This is a genomic window from Pseudanabaena sp. lw0831 (genome assembly GCF_016584665.1).
Classification (GTDB): Bacteria; Cyanobacteriota; Cyanobacteriia; order Pseudanabaenales; family Pseudanabaenaceae; genus Pseudanabaena.
This window is the reverse complement of sequence record NZ_BBJB01000088.1, coordinates 1-24,163: the sequence shown is the minus strand read 5'-3', so window position 1 is coordinate 24,163 and position 24,163 is coordinate 1. Positions and strand designations below refer to the sequence as shown.

At 41.9% G+C, this 24,163-nt stretch carries 26 protein-coding genes; 9 read left to right on the top strand and 17 right to left on the bottom strand.

Annotated elements, in window-relative coordinates; all coding sequences use genetic code 11:
* On the top strand, positions 1-657 hold the full coding sequence (locus tag APA_RS18950) for a hypothetical protein (protein ID WP_201323807.1): 657 nt from the start codon (positions 1-3) through the stop codon (positions 655-657).
* A 217-nt stretch (positions 658-874) separates the two neighbouring features.
* On the opposite strand, the gene APA_RS18945 is transcribed toward APA_RS18950, so the two are convergent.
* The 8 genes from APA_RS18945 to APA_RS18910 all read right to left on the bottom strand — a co-directional run bounded on the left by APA_RS18945 (position 875) and on the right by APA_RS18910 (position 3,985).
* A complete protein-coding gene (locus APA_RS18945; protein WP_201323806.1) occupies positions 875-1,066 on the bottom strand; it encodes a Txe/YoeB family addiction module toxin in 192 nt (63 codons plus the stop codon).
* Positions 1,067-1,122: 56 nt separating this feature from the next.
* Entirely contained in the window at positions 1,123-1,347 is a 225-nt protein-coding gene (locus APA_RS18940) for a hypothetical protein (RefSeq protein WP_201323805.1), read from the bottom strand.
* 232 nt (positions 1,348-1,579) lie between these two features.
* The gene (locus APA_RS18935; protein WP_201323804.1) at positions 1,580-1,987 is read right to left on the bottom strand and encodes a HEPN domain-containing protein; all 408 of its coding nucleotides are present in this window, start codon (positions 1,985-1,987) and stop codon (positions 1,580-1,582) included.
* Positions 1,980-2,408: a nucleotidyltransferase domain-containing protein gene (locus APA_RS18930; protein ID WP_201323803.1), complete on the bottom strand. Its 429-nt coding sequence runs from the start codon at positions 2,406-2,408 to the stop codon at positions 1,980-1,982. The genes APA_RS18935 and APA_RS18930 overlap by 8 nt, the downstream gene beginning before the upstream one ends.
* 116 nt (positions 2,409-2,524) lie before the next feature.
* Positions 2,525-2,944 carry an HNH endonuclease gene (locus tag APA_RS18925; RefSeq protein ID WP_201323802.1) on the bottom strand — a complete coding sequence of 140 codons (420 nt, stop codon included), beginning with the start codon at positions 2,942-2,944 and terminating at the stop codon, positions 2,525-2,527.
* Entirely contained in the window at positions 2,944-3,363 is a 420-nt protein-coding gene (locus APA_RS18920) for a hypothetical protein (RefSeq protein WP_201323801.1), read from the bottom strand. Before APA_RS18920 ends, APA_RS18925 begins: the two co-directional genes overlap by 1 nt.
* A gap of 143 nt (positions 3,364-3,506) precedes the next feature.
* Complete coding sequence (locus APA_RS18915; RefSeq protein WP_201323800.1) at positions 3,507-3,767, bottom strand: type II toxin-antitoxin system RelE/ParE family toxin; 261 nt, start codon at positions 3,765-3,767, stop codon at positions 3,507-3,509.
* Positions 3,764-3,985, bottom strand: a complete 222-nt coding sequence (locus APA_RS18910) for a hypothetical protein (RefSeq protein WP_201323799.1) — start codon at positions 3,983-3,985, stop codon at positions 3,764-3,766. The genes APA_RS18915 and APA_RS18910 overlap by 4 nt, the downstream gene beginning before the upstream one ends.
* A 213-nt stretch (positions 3,986-4,198) precedes the next feature.
* Between APA_RS18910 and APA_RS18905 the strand changes: the two genes are divergently transcribed.
* Both APA_RS18905 and APA_RS18900 read left to right on the top strand, forming a co-directional pair.
* Entirely contained in the window at positions 4,199-4,495 is a 297-nt protein-coding gene (locus APA_RS18905; RefSeq protein WP_201323798.1) for a hypothetical protein, read from the top strand.
* A complete protein-coding gene (locus APA_RS18900) occupies positions 4,482-4,838 on the top strand; it encodes a type II toxin-antitoxin system PemK/MazF family toxin (RefSeq protein ID WP_201323797.1) in 357 nt (118 codons plus the stop codon). Before APA_RS18905 ends, APA_RS18900 begins: the two co-directional genes overlap by 14 nt.
* Before the next feature lie 279 nt (positions 4,839-5,117).
* On the opposite strand, the gene APA_RS18895 is transcribed toward APA_RS18900, so the two are convergent.
* From APA_RS18895 to APA_RS18880, 4 genes are all read right to left on the bottom strand, one after another.
* Positions 5,118-8,312, bottom strand: a complete 3,195-nt coding sequence (locus tag APA_RS18895; RefSeq protein ID WP_201323796.1) for a tetratricopeptide repeat protein — start codon at positions 8,310-8,312, stop codon at positions 5,118-5,120.
* A gap of 6 nt (positions 8,313-8,318) precedes the next feature.
* Complete coding sequence (locus APA_RS18890; RefSeq protein ID WP_201323795.1) at positions 8,319-9,908, bottom strand: AAA-like domain-containing protein; 1,590 nt, start codon at positions 9,906-9,908, stop codon at positions 8,319-8,321.
* Between the two features lie 89 nt (positions 9,909-9,997).
* A complete protein-coding gene (locus APA_RS18885) occupies positions 9,998-11,209 on the bottom strand; it encodes a sulfite exporter TauE/SafE family protein (RefSeq protein ID WP_201323794.1) in 1,212 nt (403 codons plus the stop codon).
* A gap of 71 nt (positions 11,210-11,280) precedes the next feature.
* Complete coding sequence (locus APA_RS18880) at positions 11,281-11,661, bottom strand: hypothetical protein (RefSeq protein WP_201323793.1); 381 nt, start codon at positions 11,659-11,661, stop codon at positions 11,281-11,283.
* Position 11,662: 1 nt separating this feature from the next.
* Between APA_RS18880 and APA_RS18875 the strand changes: the two genes are divergently transcribed.
* Positions 11,663-11,839 carry a hypothetical protein gene (locus tag APA_RS18875; protein WP_236579855.1) on the top strand — a complete coding sequence of 59 codons (177 nt, stop codon included), beginning with the start codon at positions 11,663-11,665 and terminating at the stop codon, positions 11,837-11,839.
* On the opposite strand, the gene petJ is transcribed toward APA_RS18875, so the two are convergent.
* Positions 11,836-12,174, bottom strand: coding sequence for a cytochrome c6 PetJ (gene petJ, locus APA_RS18870; RefSeq protein ID WP_201323791.1), 339 nt, complete (start codon positions 12,172-12,174; stop codon positions 11,836-11,838). The genes APA_RS18875 and petJ overlap by 4 nt on opposite strands.
* A 205-nt stretch (positions 12,175-12,379) precedes the next feature.
* Between petJ and APA_RS18865 the strand changes: the two genes are divergently transcribed.
* Complete coding sequence (locus APA_RS18865) at positions 12,380-13,180, top strand: cytochrome c biogenesis CcdA family protein (RefSeq protein WP_374101374.1); 801 nt, start codon at positions 12,380-12,382, stop codon at positions 13,178-13,180.
* Between the two features lie 54 nt (positions 13,181-13,234).
* Here the strand turns inward: APA_RS18865 and APA_RS18860 are convergent, their stop codons facing one another.
* Positions 13,235-13,672: a hypothetical protein gene (locus APA_RS18860; RefSeq protein ID WP_201323789.1), complete on the bottom strand. Its 438-nt coding sequence runs from the start codon at positions 13,670-13,672 to the stop codon at positions 13,235-13,237.
* A gap of 101 nt (positions 13,673-13,773) precedes the next feature.
* Here APA_RS18860 and APA_RS18855 point away from each other — a divergent pair, with 101 nt between their 5' ends.
* On the top strand, positions 13,774-14,400 hold the full coding sequence (locus tag APA_RS18855) for a lysozyme inhibitor LprI family protein (protein ID WP_201323788.1): 627 nt from the start codon (positions 13,774-13,776) through the stop codon (positions 14,398-14,400).
* Between the two features lie 33 nt (positions 14,401-14,433).
* On the opposite strand, the gene APA_RS18850 is transcribed toward APA_RS18855, so the two are convergent.
* From APA_RS18850 to kaiC, 3 genes are read right to left on the bottom strand one after another with little or no spacing between them, the layout of a single operon-like run.
* A complete protein-coding gene (locus APA_RS18850; protein ID WP_201323787.1) occupies positions 14,434-14,805 on the bottom strand; it encodes a DUF2809 domain-containing protein in 372 nt (123 codons plus the stop codon).
* A gap of 48 nt (positions 14,806-14,853) precedes the next feature.
* Positions 14,854-15,174 carry a circadian clock KaiB family protein gene (locus APA_RS18845; protein WP_201323786.1) on the bottom strand — a complete coding sequence of 107 codons (321 nt, stop codon included), beginning with the start codon at positions 15,172-15,174 and terminating at the stop codon, positions 14,854-14,856.
* Between the two features lie 42 nt (positions 15,175-15,216).
* Positions 15,217-16,926, bottom strand: a complete 1,710-nt coding sequence (gene kaiC, locus APA_RS18840) for a circadian clock protein KaiC (RefSeq protein ID WP_201323785.1) — start codon at positions 16,924-16,926, stop codon at positions 15,217-15,219.
* 265 nt (positions 16,927-17,191) lie between these two features.
* On the opposite strand from kaiC, the gene APA_RS18835 reads away from it, so the two are divergent.
* From APA_RS18835 to APA_RS25275, 3 genes are all read left to right on the top strand, one after another.
* Entirely contained in the window at positions 17,192-20,359 is a 3,168-nt protein-coding gene (locus tag APA_RS18835; RefSeq protein WP_201323784.1) for a GAF domain-containing protein, read from the top strand.
* 154 nt (positions 20,360-20,513) lie between these two features.
* Complete coding sequence (locus tag APA_RS18830; RefSeq protein WP_201323783.1) at positions 20,514-22,847, top strand: response regulator; 2,334 nt, start codon at positions 20,514-20,516, stop codon at positions 22,845-22,847.
* Positions 22,848-22,883: 36 nt separating this feature from the next.
* The coding region (locus APA_RS25275) for a GAF domain-containing protein (protein ID WP_236579853.1) at positions 22,884-24,163 on the top strand (1,280 nt) is incomplete at its 3' end.

Here is a 24,163-nt window from a genome sequence, read left to right as displayed (position 1 = left end):
ATGGTCGCAGAGAAACTTGATCCACTTATTTTGGGTTCTTACAATGATTCAGGTTTTCGTATTAATGCTCATCAACTATTGGCTTGGGGATATGAAGATGCATTACCGCAAATTCATGACAATCTCAAAGAAGAAGAAATCACAGGAATTATAGTGGAAGCTATACGAGAACGACTAGATAATCCACGTACTCCCAAAAAGTTTCGCCGATATGACATTCATGAAGAAAAACCAGTTGCTGTTGAAGGACGTACAGGCAAGAAAAGGCGCAGACTAGATTTAGTCATTGTTAGTGGTCATAATTGCCCAAGACCACAGTATATCTTTGAAGCCAAGAGATTGCGGAAGAACGGCTATCCTATTAGTAAATATGTCGGTAAAGAGGGATTGCAATGCTTTATCAAAGGAGTTTATGCCTCACAATATCCAGAAGCAGCAATGATAGGGTATTTACAAAGTGATGATGCAATTTATTGGGAAACTGAGTTACACCGAAGTTTTAAGGATAGTCCAGATTTGTGCATAAAGCAGTTATTGCAAAAAGCTCAAGTTCTATCTTCTATAACTGATGTATGGACTAGCGAACACGAAAGAAAAGAAAATAGCTCCATCATTATTTATCATATTTTTCTTGACTGTTTTGCTGCTCCTGAGTAAAAAGATTCGAGCAGTCCTAATTAAGGGATATACTAGCAATTATTAGTTTGATGCTATCGTCACTAAATCTAGAAACTAACCTTCAGGCAAAAAATCCTCATCTAGCGTTTGTTCAGGAGTAAAGAGAGAATCCATTTGAAAAGTGGCGATCGCCTCAAAAGTCAGAAATTGAGTTAGTTAGAAATAAGCGATCGCTCGTGCCTATTTCTAATCTCATTTACTCATAATGACTTTTACAAGCAGCAATTAGAATCTCTGTGTCAGTGACTTGATAGACGAGACGATGTTCATCACTAATGCGTCTTGACCAAAATCCACTTAGTCCATATTTTAGAGGTTCAGGTTTACCGATACCTGAAAAAGGCGATCGCTCAATATCTTTGATAAGTTCTAAAATTTTGCGATCCATTTATGCCCATGCGTTATAGTCCTCAAAGGCTTCTGCTTCAAAGAGGATTCGTCTTCTCAAGAGATATTATCCCAATTAAGTTCTACGAGATTGTTACGGTTTTGAATGTTTTCCACTGCAGTTAGTAATCTCTTTCTATTAGCGGGATTTTGTAACAGAAAAGCGGTTTCATCACTTTCATATACAACTATCTCCATTTCTTTGTTTTGGAAAGCAGCTTTTAAGCTCTCTAGAAAACTGTTGTCAAGTTCATTAGCATTCAATCGATAACTGACTTGCATTTTTTGTAATGCCTGATAGCATGAATTTATACGATACTTACCATAATATAAGACTTTTCAGGTTTTGACAGCGATCGCCTATCCAATCTTCCATAATCAGAGATCGCAATTTGTCATCATCAAGCGCGATCGCGAATAGAGCTTTTTAGATAAAAATATTCACCTCAAAAGTCAGAAGTTGAGTGATAAAAGGAAGAGGCGATCATTTTTCTTATCTTTAGTTGTGCTTAAGCTAAGAAGTTTTGATTTCATCAGGGAGAAGAGAATTGACAAAATCGAAAAGCTCTTCTGCTTTAATTAGTGCATCCGCTAATTCTTCTGGGTTCGGTTGCATTACATCACTTGGGTATCGAAACTCTGTGGCATAAGGAGTGAGTATTTCTGAGGTTTCTTGATAATGCTCGAAACTTGGGTTGATCCTAATCGCTAATTGAATAAGCAAACGGATATCATGGGTTCTCGGAAATTCTTGGTCATGTAAGATCAAAAAACCTTTGACGGCTTTTTCGGCTGATTGTTGGCAGTGATAGATTGCAATATCTGCATAGATTTCTGGCTCGACACTTAGTTTCTTGGCAGCGAGTAAGTCGTGTTGAGCCTTGATAAGCCAATTTTGCACTAATTCGTCTTTACTATCCATAAAGACATCTTCCTTTATTTAATATTTGATGTTCTAGAGATATTGGAATCTGTGCAAATTTTTCTATTTCTTTTCGGGTTTTTACTAAAATATCTAAGGGATAAGGAATATCCCTTAAGCATCGGTAAGCAATAGAAGAACGTTTGCTAGAGGAGAGATTGCTTTCTGTGACAATAACCAGTAAATCCAGATCGCTGTCTTTGTGAGGGTTTCCCCAAACATGGGAGCCAAATAAAAAAATATTTTCTGGTCTAAATTCTTGTACAAGTCGATTGGTAATATCTAAGAGTAATTGCTCTATTTGCAAATTTGTTTGAGTCGCAACTTGAAGGGGAATGATGCGATCGCTTAGTGGTGTAATTTTTTCTTGGCTGGATTGCTTCTGGACTTCCATTGATTTAGTCTTTACCTTAGATTTCATAACTATAGCTCAGAAGCCAAAAAGTTGCTAGGCGATCGCAATTTGTCATCTATCGATCGCGATCGCAAATAGAGCCTTGTAGATAAAAATTGCGATCGCCTATGCAAAAATTACAACTAATAAGGTGGATGCCAGCCTCTAGCTGCCCAAATACCTCTTGTCGCGACAATATATTCATTATTGACTCGTAAAGCTGTGGCTGTCACTCTCCCAGTTGCGGTTACACCAATAACCTGAGTTGCTCCATTTATCCAAGCAAAATGTTCTATCCATAATTTTTTTCGTGGATTAAAGAACATTGTCAACTCATCTGTTTCAGGATCGACACCTTGAATTCTTGCACCTTTAAACTCATTACAGCGATAGCAAGAAGCTGCTATATTTTCGCGCTCATCGCCGCCACCTAAAGATTTAGGCATAATATGATCGATAACTAATGGCATACCGATTAGCCGACTGGAGGTTAGGCAGTACTCACAGCGATGCTCAGCTTCAGAAATAACTTGTTGGCGAATAGCCATTGGGATAGATGACATTATGCTTCTGTTGGCAACTCATCTAGGGTTGGGATTGGATATCCGCGCCACCTTAATATTGCCCATGCATGGGCTTTGGCTAACATCATCCGATCGACTGTCTTTCCTGAATTTTGGAGTTCTTGATATTCTGTTTCAGAAAGTTCAGACTGTTGGTTTTTCTCAAGCAAATACTGGTGACGATCGCAATGTATTTCTGAGACTTGACTATGGGCAATTTCTAATAATTGATTGACTTTTAATAATTGCATTTTCGATAACTCAGCTTGCATTTCTAATGGCAAGTTCTCGACTGAGGGTGGCAGATTACCTGTAATACTCTGTAAAGCCAACGATTCTAAAGGTTGAGCGGTTAGCTCGGCAATGCGAGTCAACTGTTGAAAAAGTGGCTCAGGTAGCTCTAATGTCAGTTTTTGCATAACTTTTTTAGTGATAGCTTAATCTATATTAGCGATATTGCCGATCGCTAAGTCAAAAAATCAATAGAGCCTTGTAGATAAAATTGCGATCGCGGTAAAAGTCTGAAATTGAGTTAGGTTGAGATCGGCGATCGCAAAATATCTTACAAATCTCGATAGATTTCACGTCGATGTCCTATACGTCTTAAGTTGATGAGTTTACTACTGTCGTCAATATCATACAAAACACGATAGTCTCCAATTCTCAATCGAAAGCCTTGTCCTCCCTTCATTTGTAATGAGTTAGCGGGTCTAGGTTCTTCTTGTAACTGCACTATGCACTTTAAAATCCGTTCTTTGAGTTCCTGCGGTAATGCGTTCAGTTGCTTCTGAACTGTTTTTGGTAAGTTAACTTGATAACTCATGATGCTTGCTGTACTTCATTTGCTAGGTAATGCTCTAGGGTTATAAAATCACCATTAGCAATTTCTGGGTCTGTTTCTTCAACTGCTTGTTGATATCCTTTCCAGCAGAGAAATTCATCCATTTCTTCAAGTAACTTTTGATATGCAGTAATATCGAGGATAACTGCTATGCGATCGCCTTGAGCGTTGGTAATGTATTGTTCTTGGAGTTGATGCATAGGTTTTAATGTTAATGAATTAGCTTTTGCCTATTATAAACTTTACTCGTTTAGGGGCGATCGCAATTTGTCATCATCGATTGCGATCGCGAATAGAGACTTACAGATAAAAATTGCGATCGCCTAAAAAGATATAAGTTGCGTAAGGTGGAAATAGGCGCTCGCATAGAGTAAGCTAAATATAGTCAGTATGTATCAGCAAAATAAAAATCTATGCAAAGTACAGCTAATATTGAGCAAATCATCTTAAGAAATTTGCGATCGCTACCACTCGAAAAGCTGCAAGAAGTTCTTGAGTTTACGGAACGACTTCGACAAACTTCTAATACAAAAAATGCAGAATCTAAGCTATCTCTTCGCGAGATTGCGTTAATGCCTATCGCAGAGAGACATCATCACATTACTCCGTTTATTACCAATACTGCTAATGATTTTCTAAGTGAGCCAGAACTTACAGAGTTTTCTGTTTTAGATACAGAAGATTGGGAAATTGATGATGAGTATTCCTAAGCGGGGAGAAATTTGGTTAGTTGACCTGAATCCAACTAGGGGGCAAGAAATTCAGAAGACTCGTCCTGTTGTGATTATTAGCGTCGAAATCTTTAATCCCATTCCTTTAAGAATTGTTATTCCGATCACAAGCTGGCAAGAAAAATTTCATGATCGCCTGTTTATGGTAAAGATTGAGGCGAGTCCAGAGAATCAACTCAGTCGAGATTCTGCGGGAAATGTTTTGCAAGTTCGGAGTATTTCAACTGAGCGATTTGTGAGGCAATTGGGTCGAATTTCTGATGAGGTTTTGCAAGAATTGCTGGCTGGTTTAGTAATTTGTGTTGATTATGAACCAAGTTAATAAATCTACATAGCGCGATCGCAAATTGAGCCTTATAAATAAAAATTGCGATCGCAGTTTGTCATCATCAAGCGAGATCGCAAATTGAGCCTTATAGACAAAATCTGCGATCTCAATTTGTCATCATCAATTGCGCGATCGCAAATTGAGCCTTATAGATAAAAATTGCGATCGCAATTTGTCATCATCAAGCGAGATCGCAAATAGAGCGTTGTAGATAAAATCAGCGATCGCTAAATTCATCACAAAAAAATGCGATCGCTAAATGGAAAATCTTCTTTACTCGGTTCTCAATTGTTCAAGAACCTCTTTGGTGAAGATTTCAGAGGGAGATTTACCTGCACGCAATTCCTCAACCCATCGCTGACGAATTTTATATCTATTACTACTAGCATTCTGCACTTTTAAGTATGCTTGAAAGTCTTCAATTGCACCTTGGATATTTCCAGTAATTGCTCTAGCAAGTCCCCGATAATCTCTATAAAAGTCTTTATTGTTTGGCGAAGCAAGTTCGACGGCTTGTTCACAATCAGATAGTGTTTCTCTTGCTTGTCCTGCAATACTACCTGCTCGGCAAAGATTGGAGTAAGCCAAGGCATATTTGGGATCGATGGAGATTGCTTGGCGATAGGCGGCGATCGCTTCATCTAGTTTGTTTTGTTTATTTAGAGTAACCCCCATATTGTTGTAAGTAGCCGTATATTTAGGATCAATAGCAATAGCTTTGCGATAGGCGGCGATCGCTTCGTCTAGTTTATTTTGGTCGTCTAGGATAGATCCCAGATTGTGGTAAGCACGGGAATATTTGGGGTCGATGGCAATCGCTTGACGATAGGCGGAGATCGCTTCCTCAAATTTGTTTTGCTTGCCTAAAACAACGCCCAGATTGTAGTAAGCAGGGGCATATTTGGGGTCGATGGCAATCGCTTGACGATAGGCGGAGATCGCTTCCTCAAATTTGTTTTGCTTGCCTAAAACAACGCCCAGATTGTAGTAGGCATCAGTATATTTGGGGTCGATGGCAATCGCTTGACGATAGGCGGAGATCTCTTCCTCAAATTTGTTTTGCTTGCCTAAAACAATGCCCAGATTGTAGTAGGCATTGGTATATTTGGGGTCGATGTCAATTGCTTGACGATAGGCGGAGATCGCTTCGTCTAGTTTGTTTTGACTGACAAAAACACTACCTAAATCGTTGTAAGCATCGATATAAATGGGGTTGATATCGATCACTTTACGATAAGCGGAGATCGCTTCATCTAGTTTGTTTTGCTTTTGTAGAACATAGCCAAGATTACGGTAAGCAACTTCGTCTTGCTCATCAATTTGTAGTGCAGCCCTAAAATCGGCTTCAGCTTCTTTAAAGCTACCTTTGTTTCCATAAGTAAACCCTCGGCTCAGCAAGGCAAAATTGTTGCGTGGATTAGCTTTAATAACTTCATTTAAATTTTGCAATGCATCATCATATTTTCCTTGCTGTCGATAGAGTTCACTTTGACTCAATTTCCAGATATCTTGTAAATTGTTTTTAAACTCGCTGAGTTTTATTTCTCGTTTCTGTAATTCGCTATTGATGCCAATAAACTTGACGGATTGTTCGTGTACTTTAAGTTCTGCTTGCTGCACTTTAAGTTTTGCTTCTAGTTGAACTGTCCCAGCCCTTTGCTCCATTTCCGACAAATCTCGATCAGCCTTATCTGTCAGATCTTTAACCTCCTGCTCAGCCTTGTCAATTTTCACCTTCGCATCATTTTCCGCATCTTTTTTTGCTTTATCTGTAAGCGCTCTTGCCTGTTGCTCAGCTTTATCAATCTTCACCTTCGCATTATTTTCCGCATCATTTCTTGCTTTATCTGTAAGCTCTTTTGCCTCTTGCTGAGTTTTGGCAATTCTATTATTCGCTTCATCAACCTCCTTTGCAGCTTTAACAGCCCAAGCACTTGCGACACTGGCAGCTAAAAGTGTTGCTGCTAAAATAATCGAACCAATTCTTACTCGGCGCTTTGCGGTCTTCTCTGCCTCAATCAAAATTTGATTTGCTCCTTCGGCTGTCTCCCTTGCTAAGCGTTCTGCTTCCAATTGGAGATCCATTTCTTGTCTTTGCTTTTCTCGGCTTTCACGCAAAAATTGCTCATCCCCATCACTGAGGCGCTTTCCTGTCGCCCATATCTCCGCCTCCACCAACGCCTGTCCCCGCAGCAGAAAACCATGATTTTGCCCCTGATCTGTCTCCAGTAGCCATGATCGAAACGCCTCCGCATAAAATGCTGGACGCAAATCCGCTAAAGTTCGCTCCAACCACTGCTGATTGAATACCGCAGCATAAATCGGATTGTAAACCACCAGTCTGTCATCATGCCTAACCGCCAATCCTGTCAAACGCAGTTGGATTTGCTCATAACTATCATCAGCCTTGATTCCCTCCTCTTCTCCCCCCTTTCCCAAGGCGGGCTGGGGGGGATTTCTGAAAACCTGCTGAGCGGAATTTCCTAAAATCTGCTGATATAAACCTAACAATTCCCCACGTCCCCTTTCATCAATCCTTGACACCCGATCCTGCAAAGTCTTCAAATGTTGCGGTACATCCTGAGCTTCCCAATTATTAATAATGCGAACCTGCACAATTTGAGCGATCCATCCCGCCACATCTTCCCCAACTAAGCCATGTCCATCATCCACTTCTCGAATCACTAAACTTAGCAACTTCTGCGTCAAAAAAGGCTGTCCCCCAGTCCATTTCAACACCTCACCCATAACTGCTGAAGGATTGCTGACCTTGCCTTCCAAACCGATCGCTAAAGGCTGTACCTCCGACAAGAGAAAACCTCCCATCTCGATCGCTACGCCAATATTAAAAGCAGAGTGATTTTGACCGCGAATCAAGTCGTTCGGTGTAGTCACACCCACAAAAGCAAAGGACAGACGATTATAATTTGGTTCTTGAGTACGGTTTTCGTAAAAAGCCCGAATCAGCATAAAAAAGTCATCGGCTCTAAACTGTAGATTGAGCAAGTTATCAATCTCTTCCACAAAGATGACAATTGGCTGCGAAATCTCAACTAAAAGCACCTTAGAAATAAAATCGCTTAGGCATCGTACAGGCGAAAGCAAAGGTCTAGCTTCCCACCATGTTTCCAGATCGAAGCGCTCCTCTAATCCAAAACTTTCCACAAGGCTGCTGATCACACTGGCATACCACTGCGACTGGTCTAACTGCGTCCCGATCGTCTGCGGATCGAGCGTTGCACAGACCACCCCATCTCGCTCTAGCTTCTGGATCGTTCGCACCCGCAAGCTAGACTTACCCATCTGTCGAGAGTTAAATACATAACAGCAATCTCCCGCTTTCAAGCGATCGTACAGTTCGCGATCGGCTTGTCGCTCTACATAGGTTGGCGCATCCACAGGCAAGCTACCACCCACACGGTAGACAGAAGCGCCAGCTAATTGTTCGTTGGATGATTCTGAGTACATAACCTGTTAGCTCAATCTATTTTTAAAATATAAGCGATATAAATTGCATCGAGATACAATATCCTGACCTTGCCGTTTAATCAATCCCATACTGTCAAGTTTTAATGCTTCCTGTGCTTTCAAATTCACAGGGGAATTGGAATTGACAACCAGTTTCATCGCTACTACAAGGTCGGGATTAGCTTCCAGCTTTTGCAGCCGTTTGACGAGATGATCTTTATAAATTCCTGCTTCAGTTGGCGCACTTCTAAGTAGAGTTTCAAGACTGATATTTTGATGAGCGATCTGGTCAATCGCTTTTTGGATTAGATAAGGATGTCCCCCGATCATATCCATCAGCTTGGTCACTTCGGCAACCGTCCAAGACAATTTATAGGCACTTATTAAAGCCTGTACTTCAGATGCATTGAGTTCGTCGATGTCGATCGGTAAACCGACGTTAAAAGGTGATTGATTGATATTTTGGGTGGTCGAAGATTCTTCCGAATAGACGATGATCTGACGCAGCTTTCCCCAAACCCTACTGGTATTCACCTTTTCAAACCAACCACGTAGCAATCCACAAAAATCTGCTTCAATTGCAGAATATTTAAAAACACGATCAAAATTATCGATCGCAATTACTAATGGCGAATCCGCACTATGCAAAAAGAACCTTTCGACATATTTTGTGCAATTAGTATTTGGTCCCAACATACCTTTCCAAGCATCTTTAGTTCGCTGCTCGATTTCCAACTGATCGCCCACACAGGCGCAAAACCATTGCAAAAACTTGTTGATATCCGCAAATATTTCCTTATTCGCCTCTTGTAAATCGATTACTGCCGTGCGATATTCTTGCTGGGTGGCATAGTCTAAAACCCGCCCCATCATTAAGGACTTACCCATGCGTTCGGGTGATTTAATCCTGATCAAAGTCCCCGCCTTTACCACCTCTTCATAACAGCGCTGCTCTAACTGCGATCTCACGACGTAAAAGTAGCCATTATTTTCCACCACAATATGAGGATCTGGTGTAGGTGGTGGTATGGGTGGCTTGCGCTTTATTAATACAGGCGTTAACTCTTCAGGAATCCCGTCTACTTTGATAGCATTCACCCCCAAAGCAAACGCATCCTCAATCGAGCGATCGACCCAAATCGCCTTATAAAAACCTTCCGCAAATTTCCGCGCTGCTTTATCACCGATCGCCTGATTCATCCCAATCACATAGGGAATATGCTGCGCGATCGCCTCAGCCAGTCCTACCGCATAGCAAGCATTCAACACCACGCATTGAATTTGATTGGCAAACAGCTTAGACAAATCCGCCAGAGCATCATTACTTACTGCCTTCAAGTTGCCATCTTCGTCCTCAAAAGCCAAACCAAGATCGCCACCGCCATGCCCTGAAAAATGCAGAATCTGTGGATTGAGATTGTGTAAGTATGTCTGTAAATCTTCAGGACTCACTGCACCTCGCGACTCGATCACAAAGCGATCTCGATTTGGAGATCGTTCCAACGTCGTGCGAATTTCTTTTACCTCCTTGTCCAGCCGTATCCGAGCTAAATCTAGAGGATTTGCCGCCAGAATCAAGACTTTTTTAATAGCCATAGAATCGCTTAAATGAAATTTTTAGCCACTGACCTAAAAAAATCATACATTTTTAAACTTAGAAAGTAAAGACAGTGAGAAATATATTTTTATTGTTTTTTAATAATCCTCAAAAATAAAGCAATTGCCGTAATCACCCCACATAAAATCGTCAAAATCCAGTTTTTTGGAGTCCATTCCACTGCACCGAGATAATTAGAGCCGATCGCAATGGTATGAACTGATGCAAGTACCAAAGCTGGAACCGAGAGTAAATGTAAATAGCGCCAAGCTTTACCGAGTTTCTTTACCATCCAATCGGAACTGGTGAGGGCGGCGGGAGTCATCAGCGCGATCGCGATCGCCCCTAGCCAGATTGAGATTTGGTGCTGCGGAATCATGAAGGATAAAGCATCGAAGTTCCATTGAAAAGTATGCTCGATTTTATGGAATGTATGGGCAAGGGAGAGAACAAATGCACCAACACCGATCGCTCTTCGATAGGTCATTAACGCTGAACAAGACTTAAAAATCTGATTGAGAGGACGGGCGGCGAGGGCAAGCATTAACAAGATCAAACCCGCATGTCCTGTGTAATCCACCATATCGCTAGTTCGCAATAGCGTTAAGATGCCGATTGTGAGCGTAATCCAGCCACCCATTCTAAATAACTGACTACGGCGATCGCGACTTAATAAACCTGCAAATACACCAATACCCAGCATCGAGGGTAACGTTCCCAATCCAAACGCCAACATCGTTAGCGCACCCTGTGTCATATTGCTCGTTTCCGCAGCCTTGATTTGAGCAGTGTAGAGAAATCCGCAGGGAATCAATCCCCATGTCATTCCCAGTAATGCAGGTGTAAGTGGATGGGAATACAATGATAATTTCATCATCGCATTGCTGAGGCGTTGATGTAGTCCGACCAATGCCATCGGATTGAGAAAGGGAAGATTGGGCAAACCTTCAGGTTTTATCTGGACAATTCCCATCCATACCAATAGAAGCCCTGTCAAAACCGCCAACCATCGCCGCAAATCGCTCTCAATTCCTGCAAATTGTCCACTCGCTACTAGCACCGACCCGATCGCACCGATAAAAGCCCCTGCGATCGCATAGCTCAAAATCCTGCCAATGTTTAGCAATGCGTGAAAATAAAAATGCTGTTGCCAACTTCTAGAATTATTTTTAGAATTGTCCTTGGAGTTGCTTTCTTTACCTGAAAGTGAGAAAGCGACGGTCAATGGGCCACACATGCCTACACAATGACCAAAACTCCCTAAAAATCCTAAAGCAGCAACGAGCAGTAAATCTAGCATTCTTTATTTATAGCGCTTTGCGCTGAATTATTGTTAAAAGTGTTGCTTCGCAACACTTTTAACATCCCAACCTATTTGCCCACATTGGTCGTAAAAGTCAATTCAAACGGCTGAAAATTTTCGCCTTCTCTTACTGAACCGCTCAACTTAAGCTCATATCTACCAACTTGTGGAAATGTCACTTCCATACTCGGTAATCCTAAATAGCGCTCAATAATTGCTAAAGGATTAGCGACTGTAAATTTGATATTGCGATCGCTTAGCGATCGCACTTCCATCCGACAATTACATTTTCCATAAGGAATAATCTCGCCGCCGCGTTTAGTGAGCGCGATCCAAATTGTGGATTTTTTGCCAGCAATAGGGCGATCGTTTGGCTCGATATGAATTGTGCCACCAACTTCTTGAGAGGTTCTAACTTCGTGGGCGATCGCTACCGTAGTAATGGTCATCGTGACAAGTGTGACGCAAGATAGCAAGACAGCGACTTTGGACGCAAAGCTAGATGTGATTTTGTGGGGATGTTGGTTTATCATGCGATCGCTTTCCGTAGAAGATAATACAACCGTGATTTGCAACGGTTTAAGCCTGTCGAAAATCACGGTTATTCAGCAAGAAATCAATTCTTAGCTAGCCCAACCAGCCTTGGCTTGATCAAGCACGTAGTTAGCAACTAAATTAATGTCATCAGCACTTAGTTTTTTACCAAAAGCAGGCATGGCTCCTTTACCCTTGGTAACTTGTAGGGCAATGGCTTCCACGGTGTTCTTGCCGTACTTCTCCAATGCGTCTGCCTTCAAGGTTTTAGCGGCAACTACGTTGTTTCGACCACCTGCATGGCATTGAGCACAGTTATTGTTAAAGATTTTTGCGCCTGCGGAGACTTCAGCAAAGGCTGGTTGCCCGAAAGCTAGACTCACCAACATGGTTAAGGCGATCGCGAGAATAGAAAAAATGCGTTTCATAGTTATGTATTCCTTAAATATTCACGAAAAATAAGGGCAAAGCTATAGCTGATGCCCTACGCGGCTTAGCCGCAAAGTCGAGTTGAATTTTAGTCTGGATGTATGATGACGGTATTTGCTCTAGTAGTCAAAAGACAGCCTGTCTAACAAGAAACTTCAAAAACAATCCTAGATTGATTTATGAGCGATTTATGAGAAATCCAAAATTAGAGTTGCAGCGCGAAGCGCAGTAACTCTAATTTTGGTTATAGTAATCACTATGCTGCAATTTTTTGATGCCTTCTTCCGATCGCTACCAAACTGGTTTTACCATCTCGAACAATGGGCTAATGCTTTGGTGAATAGCCAACTCAATCAAGCCTCATGGATAAGTGTTGGCGTAGTATTTTTGGCAGGACTGGTCACCAGCCTTACCCCTTGCACCCTGTCGATGTTACCACTCACGATTGGTTATATTGGCGGCTATGAATCCAAAAGCACATGGAAGTCCGCCTTGCAATCAGCTTGGTTTTGTCTCGGCTTTGCGATCGCCCTCACTGGTTTTGGACTAGCCGCCGCACTACTTGGCAAGATCTATGGACAGACAGCTTGGGGTTGGTCAGTAGTGATGGGAATCATTGCGATCGCGATGGGATTACAACTATTGGAAGTGATTTCTTTCCGTTTACCCAGCTTTGGTAACTGGGAAGTATCCCAAAATTTACCAACAGGACTGCGATCGCTATTAATCGGTTTATCCTTTGGATTTGTGGCTTCGCCTTGCAGTACACCTGTGTTAGTGACCCTTTTGGCTTGGGTATCAGGCTCAGGAAATTTACTGGTTGGCACAGAGTTTTTACTAGCCTATGCGATCGGTTCCGTATTACCTCTGGCGATCGCAGGTACATTTACAGGAATCATCAAACAGTTTTTAGAACTTCGCCGTTGGTCAAGCTGGCTCAATTGGGGTAGTGGAATCATTCTGATTGGCTTTGGTACACTTTCCATTTTGAGCAAGATTGCCTAGTTCTAAACCCCAAAAGAGAAAAACGCCCGCTACGCGGGCGTTTTTCTCTTTTGGTTATTTCTGCCATTCCCGATCAAATCTTGTCCAGAGCCTGAGTAATCTTGGATCAACCTCTGTATCAAGTAGAACTGATGAAACAATTGAACGGATTTTCAATAGCTCCCCAAAACTAGCGCGAATGAAGATTTTGCCAGAGGCTACAGCCTTTTCGAGAGTAGATCTGCCAAACATGACGTTGCGTAAGACAATCCCAGTGCTTTCAAAATCATTGAGTGCGTCAGTCTCAGCCGTGGAAATCGTGATTTGCAATTCTTGTCCACCTGAGGCATGTAAATGTATCCGAGCCTCATCGATCGCGATCGTTGCAGAGTTGCCAGAGGCGATGCGAACGATCGCTAACCATGTGCTACCTTGGCGATCGCGCAAAATCTCGATTAATTCTAAAAGCATGGATGAGAGCAGTTCTGCGCGAGGTGAAGGTGAGTCAGGCATGGTCATGTTTGCAGCAAATTGGGTGAAAAGATGTAAAGATTATAGAATTATTAGATGTCATCTTTTGTGCAAATATAGCGCTTTGAGCGCAAAGCCGAACCATGAATTTTTTTTTGCATTCTCTGACGATCTCAATAGGACTGACCTGTATCGCGATCGCTCCTGCTTCATCGGAAACAATCGCTAACTCGAAACAGTTTGGAGTCGCACCTCCAGCCTGTGAGGGAGAAGCCCAGCTTTATCTAAACATCTGTGCTTCTAGATGGGCAAAAACTGCCGATTTCTTGCGATCGCTAATTTATGACGAAGTTTATAGTCGGGTACCTGAAGCTAGGAAAACCCAACTCAAAGCGATCGAAAAAACTTGGAATTCCTATCGAGATATCCACTGTGAAGAGTTGAGCGCACCATTCCGCAAAGGCTCAATTTACTCTCTTTTATATTTCAGTTGTCGAGCGCGAGTGACTAACGATCGCATCGCCGATTTACAAGGAACAAACATCTCTCAATTTACTCCAGACATAACTACCCAACGTCTATCTAAAATCCTGAAGAACGAAAAGATGAACAATTCCTCTGGGCAACGCCAATGGTTGCAATATCAAGCGCAACAATGCCAGTTTGAGTCATTAAATTCCAACGAGACCACGCGATCGGTAAAACAATGTCGCGATCGGCTAGCCGAAGGTCGTCTAAAGGAACTAGAAGCAATGCTTGGAACTCGATAAGATATCTGTTAAAGGTGGTGCAAAGCATCACCTTTAACGACTTTCCCATACCAATACGATCGCAGTGCCAAGAGCATAAGCCAAGATATCTTTCCAATCAAAGGTAGTCCCTAAAATAGTTGCCAAAATCTTATTCTGCCTTAGTCCTAGTCTATCAACGAGATTTAGATACTGCAATCCTTCGATCGCACAGGCAAATCCAAATACAGATAGCGCAGCTACATTTGCGCGAACTTTCCAAAATGATTTGACGAAGCAATAAATAAGAATAACCACTAAAACATCCCCAATAAAAGGACGGATAAACCGATCGTCGATAAAAACTGCGATACAAACTTCTATTAAGAAGAGTAAAACAGTTAAGTAGAAGTATTTTTGATTAAAAGTGAGTTGATTAGTAAACATGTATGGATAGTATTTATGAACAATTTTAGGGCTTACGCATAAGTCCTATCAATGACTAAGTTTTCGTAACTCTAATCCAATTAGGACTTTTTCTTGATTGGATAAATCACCAATAATTTGCTTAAAGGGAAGAGGTAATTTTTTGATTAAAGTTGGAACTGCAATAATCTGATCTTTTCTGGCAATATGCGGCTGCTCAACTAAATCAATTACCTCAATGCGATAGCGCCCGTCGAGGTACTCCTCACAGATTTTTTGCAAATTAGCGATCGCTAAAAGTGATTTAGCCGATTTCCCCGCGACATACAGCCGTAGTTCCCATATTTCTTCCTCAGGTGGAGTTAGATTCTCTATTGTATTGATATCCATTGCTTGCTAAGTCCCAAATCGCTCTTTAGGTTTTTTCGATATTTATAAATCTGTTTGATCGGCTTTACGAAGGACTGACATGTTAAATTTATTTTCAGTTAAAACTTGTTGAGCAGTCTCTTCTTGCTGACTAAACATATCTAATTCTGCTTGCTCAATCGCTAGTTGAATTTCAAGGGCTTTAATTTGAGCCTGTACAAGCGATTGTTGCTGCACAAGTCGTAGTTTTTTACGGTCAAATTCTTGCTTGCGGCTGAGTTGGGCTAATTTCTCTTTAGATTGTTGCGCGACTCTTTCGGTTCCAGTCAGGAAGTTGTTCTGTCCTAAGTATACATCTAGCAACTCTATGCCATTACTCGTTAAGACAAACTCACGGATTTGATTAGAATGTTGCATACCGCGAGACTTAAGGACATAAAGAGTCCGATTGCGCTCCCCATTAGTTTCTATAGTCCGAAGTTCTAACCAAGTGTCCATCAGAGATGACACACCCAGTTCTGTATGCTCTAAAGGCGCACCACCTTGGAGAAGGTTAGTAAAGAAAACAGTGATTTGTTGAGATTTAAACATGTCGATCAAGCGCATGAGAAAATTTTTGGTTTGGTTCAACGTCCCAATGGTGGCAAGATTACTCATTGGATCGATCACTACAGAGCTAGGCTGAAATTCTTTAACCCAAGTCTCGATAATTTGCAAACGCATTTCTAATCCATAGGCAGTTGGTCGTACCGACTCAAATCTCAATAGTCTATTCTCGACATGATGGGTCAAATCAAGTCCAACGGAGCGTTGATTTCTCAAGATTTGTTGAGGAGCTTCCTCTGTTGCCAAATAAAGACAGCGTTCACCGCGATCGCATGTTGCTGAGGCAAAAAAACCAGCTAATGTCGTCTTACCAGTTCCCGCCATTCCCGTGACCAAAATACTGCTACCCCGATAGTATCCGCCACCATCTAACATTTTATCAAGGCGAGAAATTCCTGTTGAGACTCGTTCAGTAGATATTTCATAATCTAGACCAACTGAGGTGATCGGTACGACAGAAATGCCATTTTCCTCAATCAAAAATGGATATTCATTAGAGCCATGCCGAGAACCTCGATATTTAAATATTTGGAGATAGCGGGTTGTAATTTCTTCCGCAGTTCTCTGTTCTAATCGAATTACACAATCTGAGACATATTCCTCTAGTCCCTGACGTGTTAAGGTATGCTCTCCTCGCTCTCCAGTAATAATTGCCGTTACACCCTGTGACTTTAACCAGCTAAATAAACGGCGTAACTCTGCCCGCACAATATTGGTGTTATTTAGACCTGCAAATAAGACTTCAATCGTATCTAAAACTACTCGCTTTGCACCAATTTCTTTAATAGCACTACCGAGTCTAATAAATAGACCTTCAAGGTCATAATCTCCAGTTTCTTCTAAGCCGATAGGATTGATATAAACATGGTCAATGATCACTTTGCCATCCGAGACTAACTGATCGAGATCCCATCCTAATGATGTGACGTTTTGGGTGATCTCTTCGGCAGTTTCTTCAAAGGTCATTAGTACGCCTGTTTCGGCATATTCAATTGCGCCATGCACTAGAAACTCAACCCCAAACAGAGTCTTACCACAACCCGCCGAGCCACAGACTAGAGTTGGTCGTCCTTGAGGTAATCCCCCACCAGTAATTTCGTCCAGCCCTTGAATGCCTGTCGGACACTTGGGCAGTTGGGTTTTGAGACTTTTGTTTATTTCGACCATAAATTTTTAGCTTTCTCAGACATAACCTTTAGTCTATTGTGACAGATCTCTCAGCCGCTTTTAATTTAAGAGATAATAGTTTAGAAACCATGTAAGAATTGAGCTAGATCCCTCCCAACCCCCCTTTAAAAAGGGGGAGAATTAAATTCTTCCCCTTTTTAAAGGGGGGGTGAGGGGGATATATTGAAGCTTTTGACCGCAGAAAGTAATTCTTAAATAGGTTTTATACTACATATTTATCAAGCAATGCTTGCGAGATCTCGTTGTGACCAAAACATATAGTCCACATCTTTTAGAACAAGCGATCGCTCACAATCCGATGATTGTTAGTGCTGAGTCTTCGCTGCGTGAAGTAGCGCAATTGATGAATCAAGCACAACATCAGGTATCTATTCCATTTGAGATAGATCTAAAAAGAGCAGAGTCTTCTAGAAGCTATGCCTCATGTGTTTTGGTTGCGGCTGAATCTCGACTTGTAGGGATTGTGACTCCGACAGATTTGACGAGGTTTATGGTCGCAGACTTAGCCCTTGAAGAAATTAAGGTTACAGATGTGATGACACATCCAGTTGTGACAATGCGGATGGATGCCTTTCAGGATGTGGTGACAGCGATCAATTTGCTGCGTCAACATCACATTAGTTATTTACCACTGCTAGATGAGCATGACTATCCGATCGCAGTTGTTACTTTAAAAGGGCTATTACAGGTTGATGAACTCATATTGCGATCGCCTCAACAAGAACAAACACACAAGATTGAACATGAATCATTGTTAATAGCGATCTCCAATCGCATTCAAGCTTCACTGGACTTGCAGGTTATTCTTGACACGACAGTTCAAGAAATTCGCCAATTCCTAAAAACAGATCGCGTGATTGCCTATCAATTTGAACCAAATTGGAGTGGTGTGGTGGTAGCCGAATCCGTTGTAACTGAATGGAATTCACTTTTAGGAATAACTATCACCGATCCACACTTTCAAGAAAATATGGTGGAGCCTTACCGAAATGGGCGTGTTCAAGTAACAGACGATGTTTATCTAGGTGGGCTGACTTGGTGTCACATGAATCTCCTTATTCAGATTCAGGTAAAAGCGATAATAGTTGTACCTATTCTGAAAGGAGATAAGCTCTGGGGACTATTAGCAGCACAGGCTTGCGCGCAACCTCGTCACTGGGAAACGTCAGATGTGGAGTTACTACAACAACTTGCCACTCACATTGGTATTGCACTCCAGCAAGCATACACGATGTCAGAGATGCAACGACTCAATCAGGAACTAGAGCGCAGAATAGAAGAAAGGACAACGGCACTAGTAAATAGTGAAAACCGTCTAAATCTGATTGTTTCTAATGTCTCTGATGGGATCTTGATTGTCGATCGAGAAGGAAAAATAGTCTTTGCTAACCCATCGGCAGCGGGAACATTTAAGATGAGATTTGAGCAACTGAGTGGGCAGATCATTGGCATACCCAACGTCCTGAATAATCGATTTGAAATTGATCTGCTTACCCGTGACGGTAAAATAGAGGGGAGTGAGATGCAAGTTGTGCTGATTGAATGGGAAAATCAGCCTGCATATCTGATCTCTCTACATGATATTACAGAACGCCAGAAAGCAGAGCAGGAAATCGCGCTCCAACTACGGCAAAAGCAAGCCCTTGGGGTGATCACCCAATGCATACTAGAATCACTCGATGTTAGCGAGATCCTATCGAAAGCAACTCAGCAGGTTAAAGACATGATGCAATGCGATCGCACGATCGTGTTTCAGCTCTTTCCCGACGGCCGAACCCGAATTGTCGAAGAATGTGTATCGGATGAATTTGCCAATCTCAAAGACCTAAGCTGGGGGGATGAAGTTTGGTCTCAGGATATGCTCGATCATTATTGGCGGGGACAGCCTCGCATAGTTGACGATGTGATGAACGATATCTGGACATATTGCCTCCAAGAATATTCCATCGCAGGTCAAATTCAGTCCAAAATCGTTGCTCCTATTTTACAAGAAGTATACATCGGCGAAAACAATCGGTGGGTCGATCCTGTGAAATCCATCAAAATCTGGGGGCTTCTGGTCGTTCATGCCTGCCAAGAAAAACGAGTATGGCAAGACTCTGAAGCACAACTCCTACAACAAACTGCAAACCAATTAGCGATCGCTATTCAGCAGGCAAGTCTGTTTGAGCAATTACAGCAAGAACTGATAGAACGACAACAAACAGAAGTAAAGCTCACAGATAGCAACCAAAAACTCGTCCATGCTACCCGTCTTAAGGATGAGTTTTTAGCCAATATGAGCCACGAACTTCGTACCCCACTCAATGCCATTTTAGGCATGACCGAGGCTCTACAGGAGCAAGTCTTAGGTAGTATCAATGAGAAACAACTCAAAGCATTACAAACCGTTGAACGAAGCGGCAACCATCTGCTGTCATTGATCAACGATATTCTCGACCTCGCCAAAATTGAATCGGGACTGATTGAGCTAGACTACAGTCCTACTAATGTGGCTTCGCTCTGTCAGTCTAGTCTAGCCTTCATCAAACAACAAGCCCATAAAAAAAGTATTCAGCTAGATATTAAACTACCTGAAAATTTACCCGATCTGAGCATGGATGAACGGCGTATCCGTCAGGTACTGATTAATCTACTCAATAATGCTGTGAAATTCACTTTAGAAGGTGGCAGGATCACGCTAAAAGTCAGCAAGCAGGAAATTCAGGAGATCGAGAGTATTAGCTCTTGGATTTGCTTTGCTATAACCGATACAGGTATTGGTATTACCCCAGAAAATATCAAGAAACTATTTCAGCCCTTTATCCAAATCGACAGCGCCTTAAATCGTCAATATGAAGGAACAGGTTTGGGACTAGCTCTAGTGAAGCAGATGGTGGAGTTGCATGGTGGTCGAGTGAGTTTAACTAGCGAGCTAGGATTGGGAAGTTGCTTCACGATAGAGTTGCCCTACATACCTGTCTCACCAGAACTCGTGAAAGGTTTACAACCAGTTTCTATTTCATTAGAGTTACCATCTGCTAGCGAAGCTACCCAGAACCCCTTAATCTTGATAGCAGAAGACAATGAAGCTAATATCGCTACGTTTTCTAGTTATCTAGAAGCTAAGGGTTATCGCATTTTATTGGCAAGGGATGGACAGGAGGCGATCGCGATCGCTAAATTACATCACCCTGATTTGATCTTGATGGATATCCAAATGCCCGTTATGGATGGTTTGGAAGCAACTCGGCAGATCCGTCTCGAACCTAATCTGGTTGATATTCCGATTATTGCGTTGACGGCTCTAGCGATGACAGGCGATCGCGAAAAATGTCTGGCAGCAGGGGCGGATGAATATTTGACAAAACCTGTCAAACTTAAGCAATTGGCTACTAGTATTCAACATGTTTTAAATGCAGAGAAAAAATAATGTGTAATTTTTTGGGTTCGTTCTAGCCTTAATATTTTTAGCCCTGATATAGATATATATGAGAAAAAGTTTATCTAAAAAAAAGTTCGTCAATTCATCTAAGCCAGTAAATTTTGGGATGGATTCTATCGGTGCGCGATTATTTTTATCAATAATGACACCTGTTACTATTGGATTAGCTGGGTTAGGGATTCTATTTTATTTTAATTTGGAGGCTGACAAGCTACACAATTTAGCTGAGGAAGCCAATCTCAAAGTTAGAGAGGTAGATACTGAGCTTCGTAACAGTGAGGTTTTTTTAAAGAGTTTAGTCGTAGCAACTATCAATTTACAAAATAACGGGGTGCGATCGCCATCCGCATACGACGAAATAGTTCTTTCATCTATGTCTATTCGTCCAAAACTGATTACTGGCTTTGGCGTGATGCAGACTCCAAATGGCTTGGTAGATCGCCAGTGGTTTGGACCTTATATCGAAGAGTCGCTACCAAATCGAGGTGTTAAACTTCCAGAATATGCCAATTATAGTCTGGTGGAACTTTGGCAAGTAGATAGATATCCTGAGTTGCAATATTATACCGATGCTATTAAGGCGAACAAGTATTTTTGGTCAAAGCCATATATTAATCAGATTTACCCAATTCCATTGGTGACGTTTGCAGGTCCCATTCGCGATCGCAATGGAAACCTGATTGGGATTGTGAATGGTGATATTAACATTAGAGATCTTAACCTTAACGATCAAAGTAAGTCCAAGGAAGGTGGATATTCAGTGTTTGTCACTCAAGAAGGAATATTCTTAGGATATGCTCCTGAACCAAACAAAGTATCTAATCTAGAAAATATTGCATCAATTCCATCATTGAAAGTTGTTTGGGATGAGATTCAACATGCATTAGCTCAAGGAAAATCTCAAGGATACTTCAAATCAAATGCGACACAAAGTTATTGGGTTTATCAGAGAGTGCCTAGTAGTCAATGGGTGATGTTGCAATCTATTCCCTATGATACGGTTGTCAAGCCTGCGTTATTGCTCTCTTTCAGTGCAACTCTCTCGTCAGCGATAGTCTTGGCTTTTGTTGTGGTGCTATTTATCCGTTATCTAAACCGTCGATTGCAACCAATTTTAGAAGCCTGCAACGAGACATGCATAGAAAGTGGTGTGCACAATAAATCCAAAGATGAAATTAGTCGTTTATCAACAGCCTTCTTCCATATGATGGAGCGCCAAGAGAATCTTTTGCAGCAATTGCAACAGACCAATATCCAACTAATTGAGTCTCATCGGCTGAAGGATAGTTTTTTGGCGAATATGAGTCATGAATTGCGGACTCCACTCAATGCTATCTTGGGCATGACGGAAGGACTGCAAGATAGAGTGTTTGGCACAGTGAATGATCGCCAACTTAACGCATTGCAAATTGTCGAAAGCAGCGGCAACCATCTTCTCGAATTGATTAACGACATTTTGGACTTGGCAAAAATTGAGTCTGGACAGATTGAGCTAGATTGTGCTCCCGCTTCACTCCCTCTGATAGTTCAATCAAGTTTAGAATTTGTGAAGCAGCAAGCCCTAAAAAAGCAAATTCAAATAGCAATCAAACTTGCGCCTAACCTCCCTAATCTGCAAATAGATGAACGACGTATTCGTCAAGCATTAATCAATCTACTCAGTAATGCAGTTAAATTTACGCCAACTGGAGGGTCTGTCATCTTAGAAGTCACACAACTACCTTCTAGTCTGAATAAAACAATAGAAACAACACAAGACTATCTACAGATTGCTGTAAGCGATACGGGTATAGGCATCGCGCCAGAGAATATTCAGAAACTATTTCAGCCTTTTATTCAAATCGATAGTGCCTTAAATCGGCAATTTGAAGGGACGGGATTGGGGCTAGCCTTGGTAAAGCGCATTGTCGAGCTTCATGGTGGTAGTGTTGGCTTAACTAGCGAACTGGGTGTGGGCAGTTGCTTTACAATCTTGCTACCTTGTCTGCCTCCCTCAAACCCTCAAACTGAAATGGGCACCAACAATCTGTCAGTTGAGCATTCAGAACTAGAACTCTCAAACACTGATAAAGATGTCAGACAAGATTTTCTGATATTGGTTGTAGATGATGATGAAGTCAATTCTATGACGGTTTCGAGTTACCTTAAAGCTAAGGGTTATCGAATTCTCTTAGCAAAAGATGGACAAGAAGCGATCGCTCTCTCTAAAGCTCATCATCCTGATTTGATATTGATGGATATCCAAATGCCTGTCATGAATGGGATAGAGGCAACTCGGCAGATCCGTCTCGATCCTAATCTGGTTGATATTCCAATTATTGCGCTGACAGCTTTGGCGATGACAGGCGATCGGGAAAAATGTCTAGAAGCTGGCGCTAATGAATATTTGAGTAAACCAATTAAACTCAAGCAACTTGCAACTATAATTCAACAAATTTTTGTACAAAATTCGCAACTACAATCCAATGCGATGTAAGATGCAATTTATGATGTGTAGCAATGGTTTAACTCCATGCAGAAACCCGATATTCCAGCTAACGAAAGCGATCGCTTAGTCGCCCTTGATCGCTACAAAATTCTGGATACATTGCCAGAGCAGGTATACGACGACTTGACGCAACTTGCTATGGATATATGCGGAACCCCGATCGCCCTAATCTCATTGATTGACAAAGATCGTCAATGGTTTAAGTCCCGCGTTGGAATTGAGGCAACAGAAACACCTCGCGATATTTCTTTTTGTGGTCATGCGGTTGCGGGAAGTGCGATTTTAAATGTTCCTGATGCCAGCCTCGATCCTCGATTTGCTGACAATCCACTGGTCACAAAAGATCCGAATATTCGTTTTTATGCTGGAGTTCCATTAATTACTGATGATAATTTTGCTTTAGGAACGCTATGTGTCATCGATCTCCAACCTCACGATCTTACCGAGCAACAAATCAGACAACTAGAAGCCTTGAGTCGGCTGGTCATCAGTCAGTTTGAGCTAAGACTAAAGGAAGAGTCATTGCGGCTTTTAGCATCTGTGGTCGAATCCTCCGATGACGCAATTATCACTAAGACTTTAGAAGGGATTATTACTAGTTGGAATCCTGCGGCTGAGAGATTATTTGGCTACTCAGAGGCTGAAGCGATCGGGCAACCTGTTTTTATGCTTTTTCCCCCTGACCGCTTGGAGGAGGAACCTCAGATTTTGGCGCGTCTCATGCGAGGAGTGCGGGTAGAACATTTTGAAACTGTCCGTATCAGCAAAGAAAGTAAACGCATTGAGGTCTCGGCAACTATCTCGCCTTTAATGAACGACGCTGGAGAGATGGTCGGGATTTCTAAAATTGTGCGCGATATTAGCGATCGCAAACAAGCCGAGCAAATTATTCTCCAACAAGCAAATCGAGAAACCTTATTGCGAGGAATTACTCAGCGTATCCGTCAATCCCTCGATCTCTCAATAATTTTTGATACCGCTTGTCAAGAAATTCAGCAATTGCTGCAATGCGATCGCGTTGCTATTTTTAAGTTCTATCCTGAATCCAATTTTGATGATGGTGAATTTGTCGCCGAATCAGTTGTCGATGGATATAGTTCAGCAATGGAAATCCCCATTCATGACCATTGCTTCGGCGAAAACTATGCTGCCGCCTATGTCCAAGGTCGAATGCAGGTCGTGAATGATATAGATAATGCTGGTCTGACGGACTGTCATCGCGATATCTTGGCTCAATTTCAGGTACGGGCAAATCTGGTGATTCCATTACTATGTGGCAACAACCTATGGGGATTGCTGTGCAT

What these genes read in the sequence shown, in the direction of transcription:
- APA_RS18920 (WP_201323801.1), bottom strand. Translation starts at nt 3,363, where the DNA reads ATGCAAAAACTGACATTAGAGCTACCTGAGCCACTTTTTCAACAGTTG.
- APA_RS18850 (WP_201323787.1), bottom strand. Translation starts at nt 14,805, where the DNA reads ATGTTTACTAATCAACTCACTTTTAATCAAAAATACTTCTACTTAACT.
- petJ (WP_201323791.1), bottom strand. Translation starts at nt 12,174, where the DNA reads ATGAAACGCATTTTTTCTATTCTCGCGATCGCCTTAACCATGTTGGTG.
- APA_RS18925 (WP_201323802.1), bottom strand. Translation starts at nt 2,944, where the DNA reads ATGTCATCTATCCCAATGGCTATTCGCCAACAAGTTATTTCTGAAGCT.
- APA_RS18880 (WP_201323793.1), bottom strand. Translation starts at nt 11,661, where the DNA reads ATGACCATTACTACGGTAGCGATCGCCCACGAAGTTAGAACCTCTCAA.
- APA_RS18950 (WP_201323807.1), top strand. Translation starts at nt 1, where the DNA reads ATGGTCGCAGAGAAACTTGATCCACTTATTTTGGGTTCTTACAATGAT.
- APA_RS18860 (WP_201323789.1), bottom strand. Translation starts at nt 13,672, where the DNA reads ATGCCTGACTCACCTTCACCTCGCGCAGAACTGCTCTCATCCATGCTT.
- APA_RS18910 (WP_201323799.1), bottom strand. Translation starts at nt 3,985, where the DNA reads ATGCATCAACTCCAAGAACAATACATTACCAACGCTCAAGGCGATCGC.
- kaiC (WP_201323785.1), bottom strand. Translation starts at nt 16,926, where the DNA reads ATGGTCGAAATAAACAAAAGTCTCAAAACCCAACTGCCCAAGTGTCCG.
- APA_RS18855 (WP_201323788.1), top strand. Translation starts at nt 13,774, where the DNA reads ATGAATTTTTTTTTGCATTCTCTGACGATCTCAATAGGACTGACCTGT.
- APA_RS18900 (WP_201323797.1), top strand. Translation starts at nt 4,482, where the DNA reads ATGAGTATTCCTAAGCGGGGAGAAATTTGGTTAGTTGACCTGAATCCA.
- APA_RS18945 (WP_201323806.1), bottom strand. Translation starts at nt 1,066, where the DNA reads ATGGATCGCAAAATTTTAGAACTTATCAAAGATATTGAGCGATCGCCT.
- APA_RS18885 (WP_201323794.1), bottom strand. Translation starts at nt 11,209, where the DNA reads ATGCTAGATTTACTGCTCGTTGCTGCTTTAGGATTTTTAGGGAGTTTT.
- APA_RS18905 (WP_201323798.1), top strand. Translation starts at nt 4,199, where the DNA reads ATGCAAAGTACAGCTAATATTGAGCAAATCATCTTAAGAAATTTGCGA.
- APA_RS18940 (WP_201323805.1), bottom strand. Translation starts at nt 1,347, where the DNA reads ATGCAAGTCAGTTATCGATTGAATGCTAATGAACTTGACAACAGTTTT.
- APA_RS18935 (WP_201323804.1), bottom strand. Translation starts at nt 1,987, where the DNA reads ATGGATAGTAAAGACGAATTAGTGCAAAATTGGCTTATCAAGGCTCAA.
- APA_RS18895 (WP_201323796.1), bottom strand. Translation starts at nt 8,312, where the DNA reads ATGTACTCAGAATCATCCAACGAACAATTAGCTGGCGCTTCTGTCTAC.
- APA_RS18890 (WP_201323795.1), bottom strand. Translation starts at nt 9,908, where the DNA reads ATGGCTATTAAAAAAGTCTTGATTCTGGCGGCAAATCCTCTAGATTTA.
- APA_RS18915 (WP_201323800.1), bottom strand. Translation starts at nt 3,767, where the DNA reads ATGAGTTATCAAGTTAACTTACCAAAAACAGTTCAGAAGCAACTGAAC.
- APA_RS18830 (WP_201323783.1), top strand. Translation starts at nt 20,514, where the DNA reads ATGACACCTGTTACTATTGGATTAGCTGGGTTAGGGATTCTATTTTAT.
- APA_RS18930 (WP_201323803.1), bottom strand. Translation starts at nt 2,408, where the DNA reads ATGAAATCTAAGGTAAAGACTAAATCAATGGAAGTCCAGAAGCAATCC.
- APA_RS18845 (WP_201323786.1), bottom strand. Translation starts at nt 15,174, where the DNA reads ATGGATATCAATACAATAGAGAATCTAACTCCACCTGAGGAAGAAATA.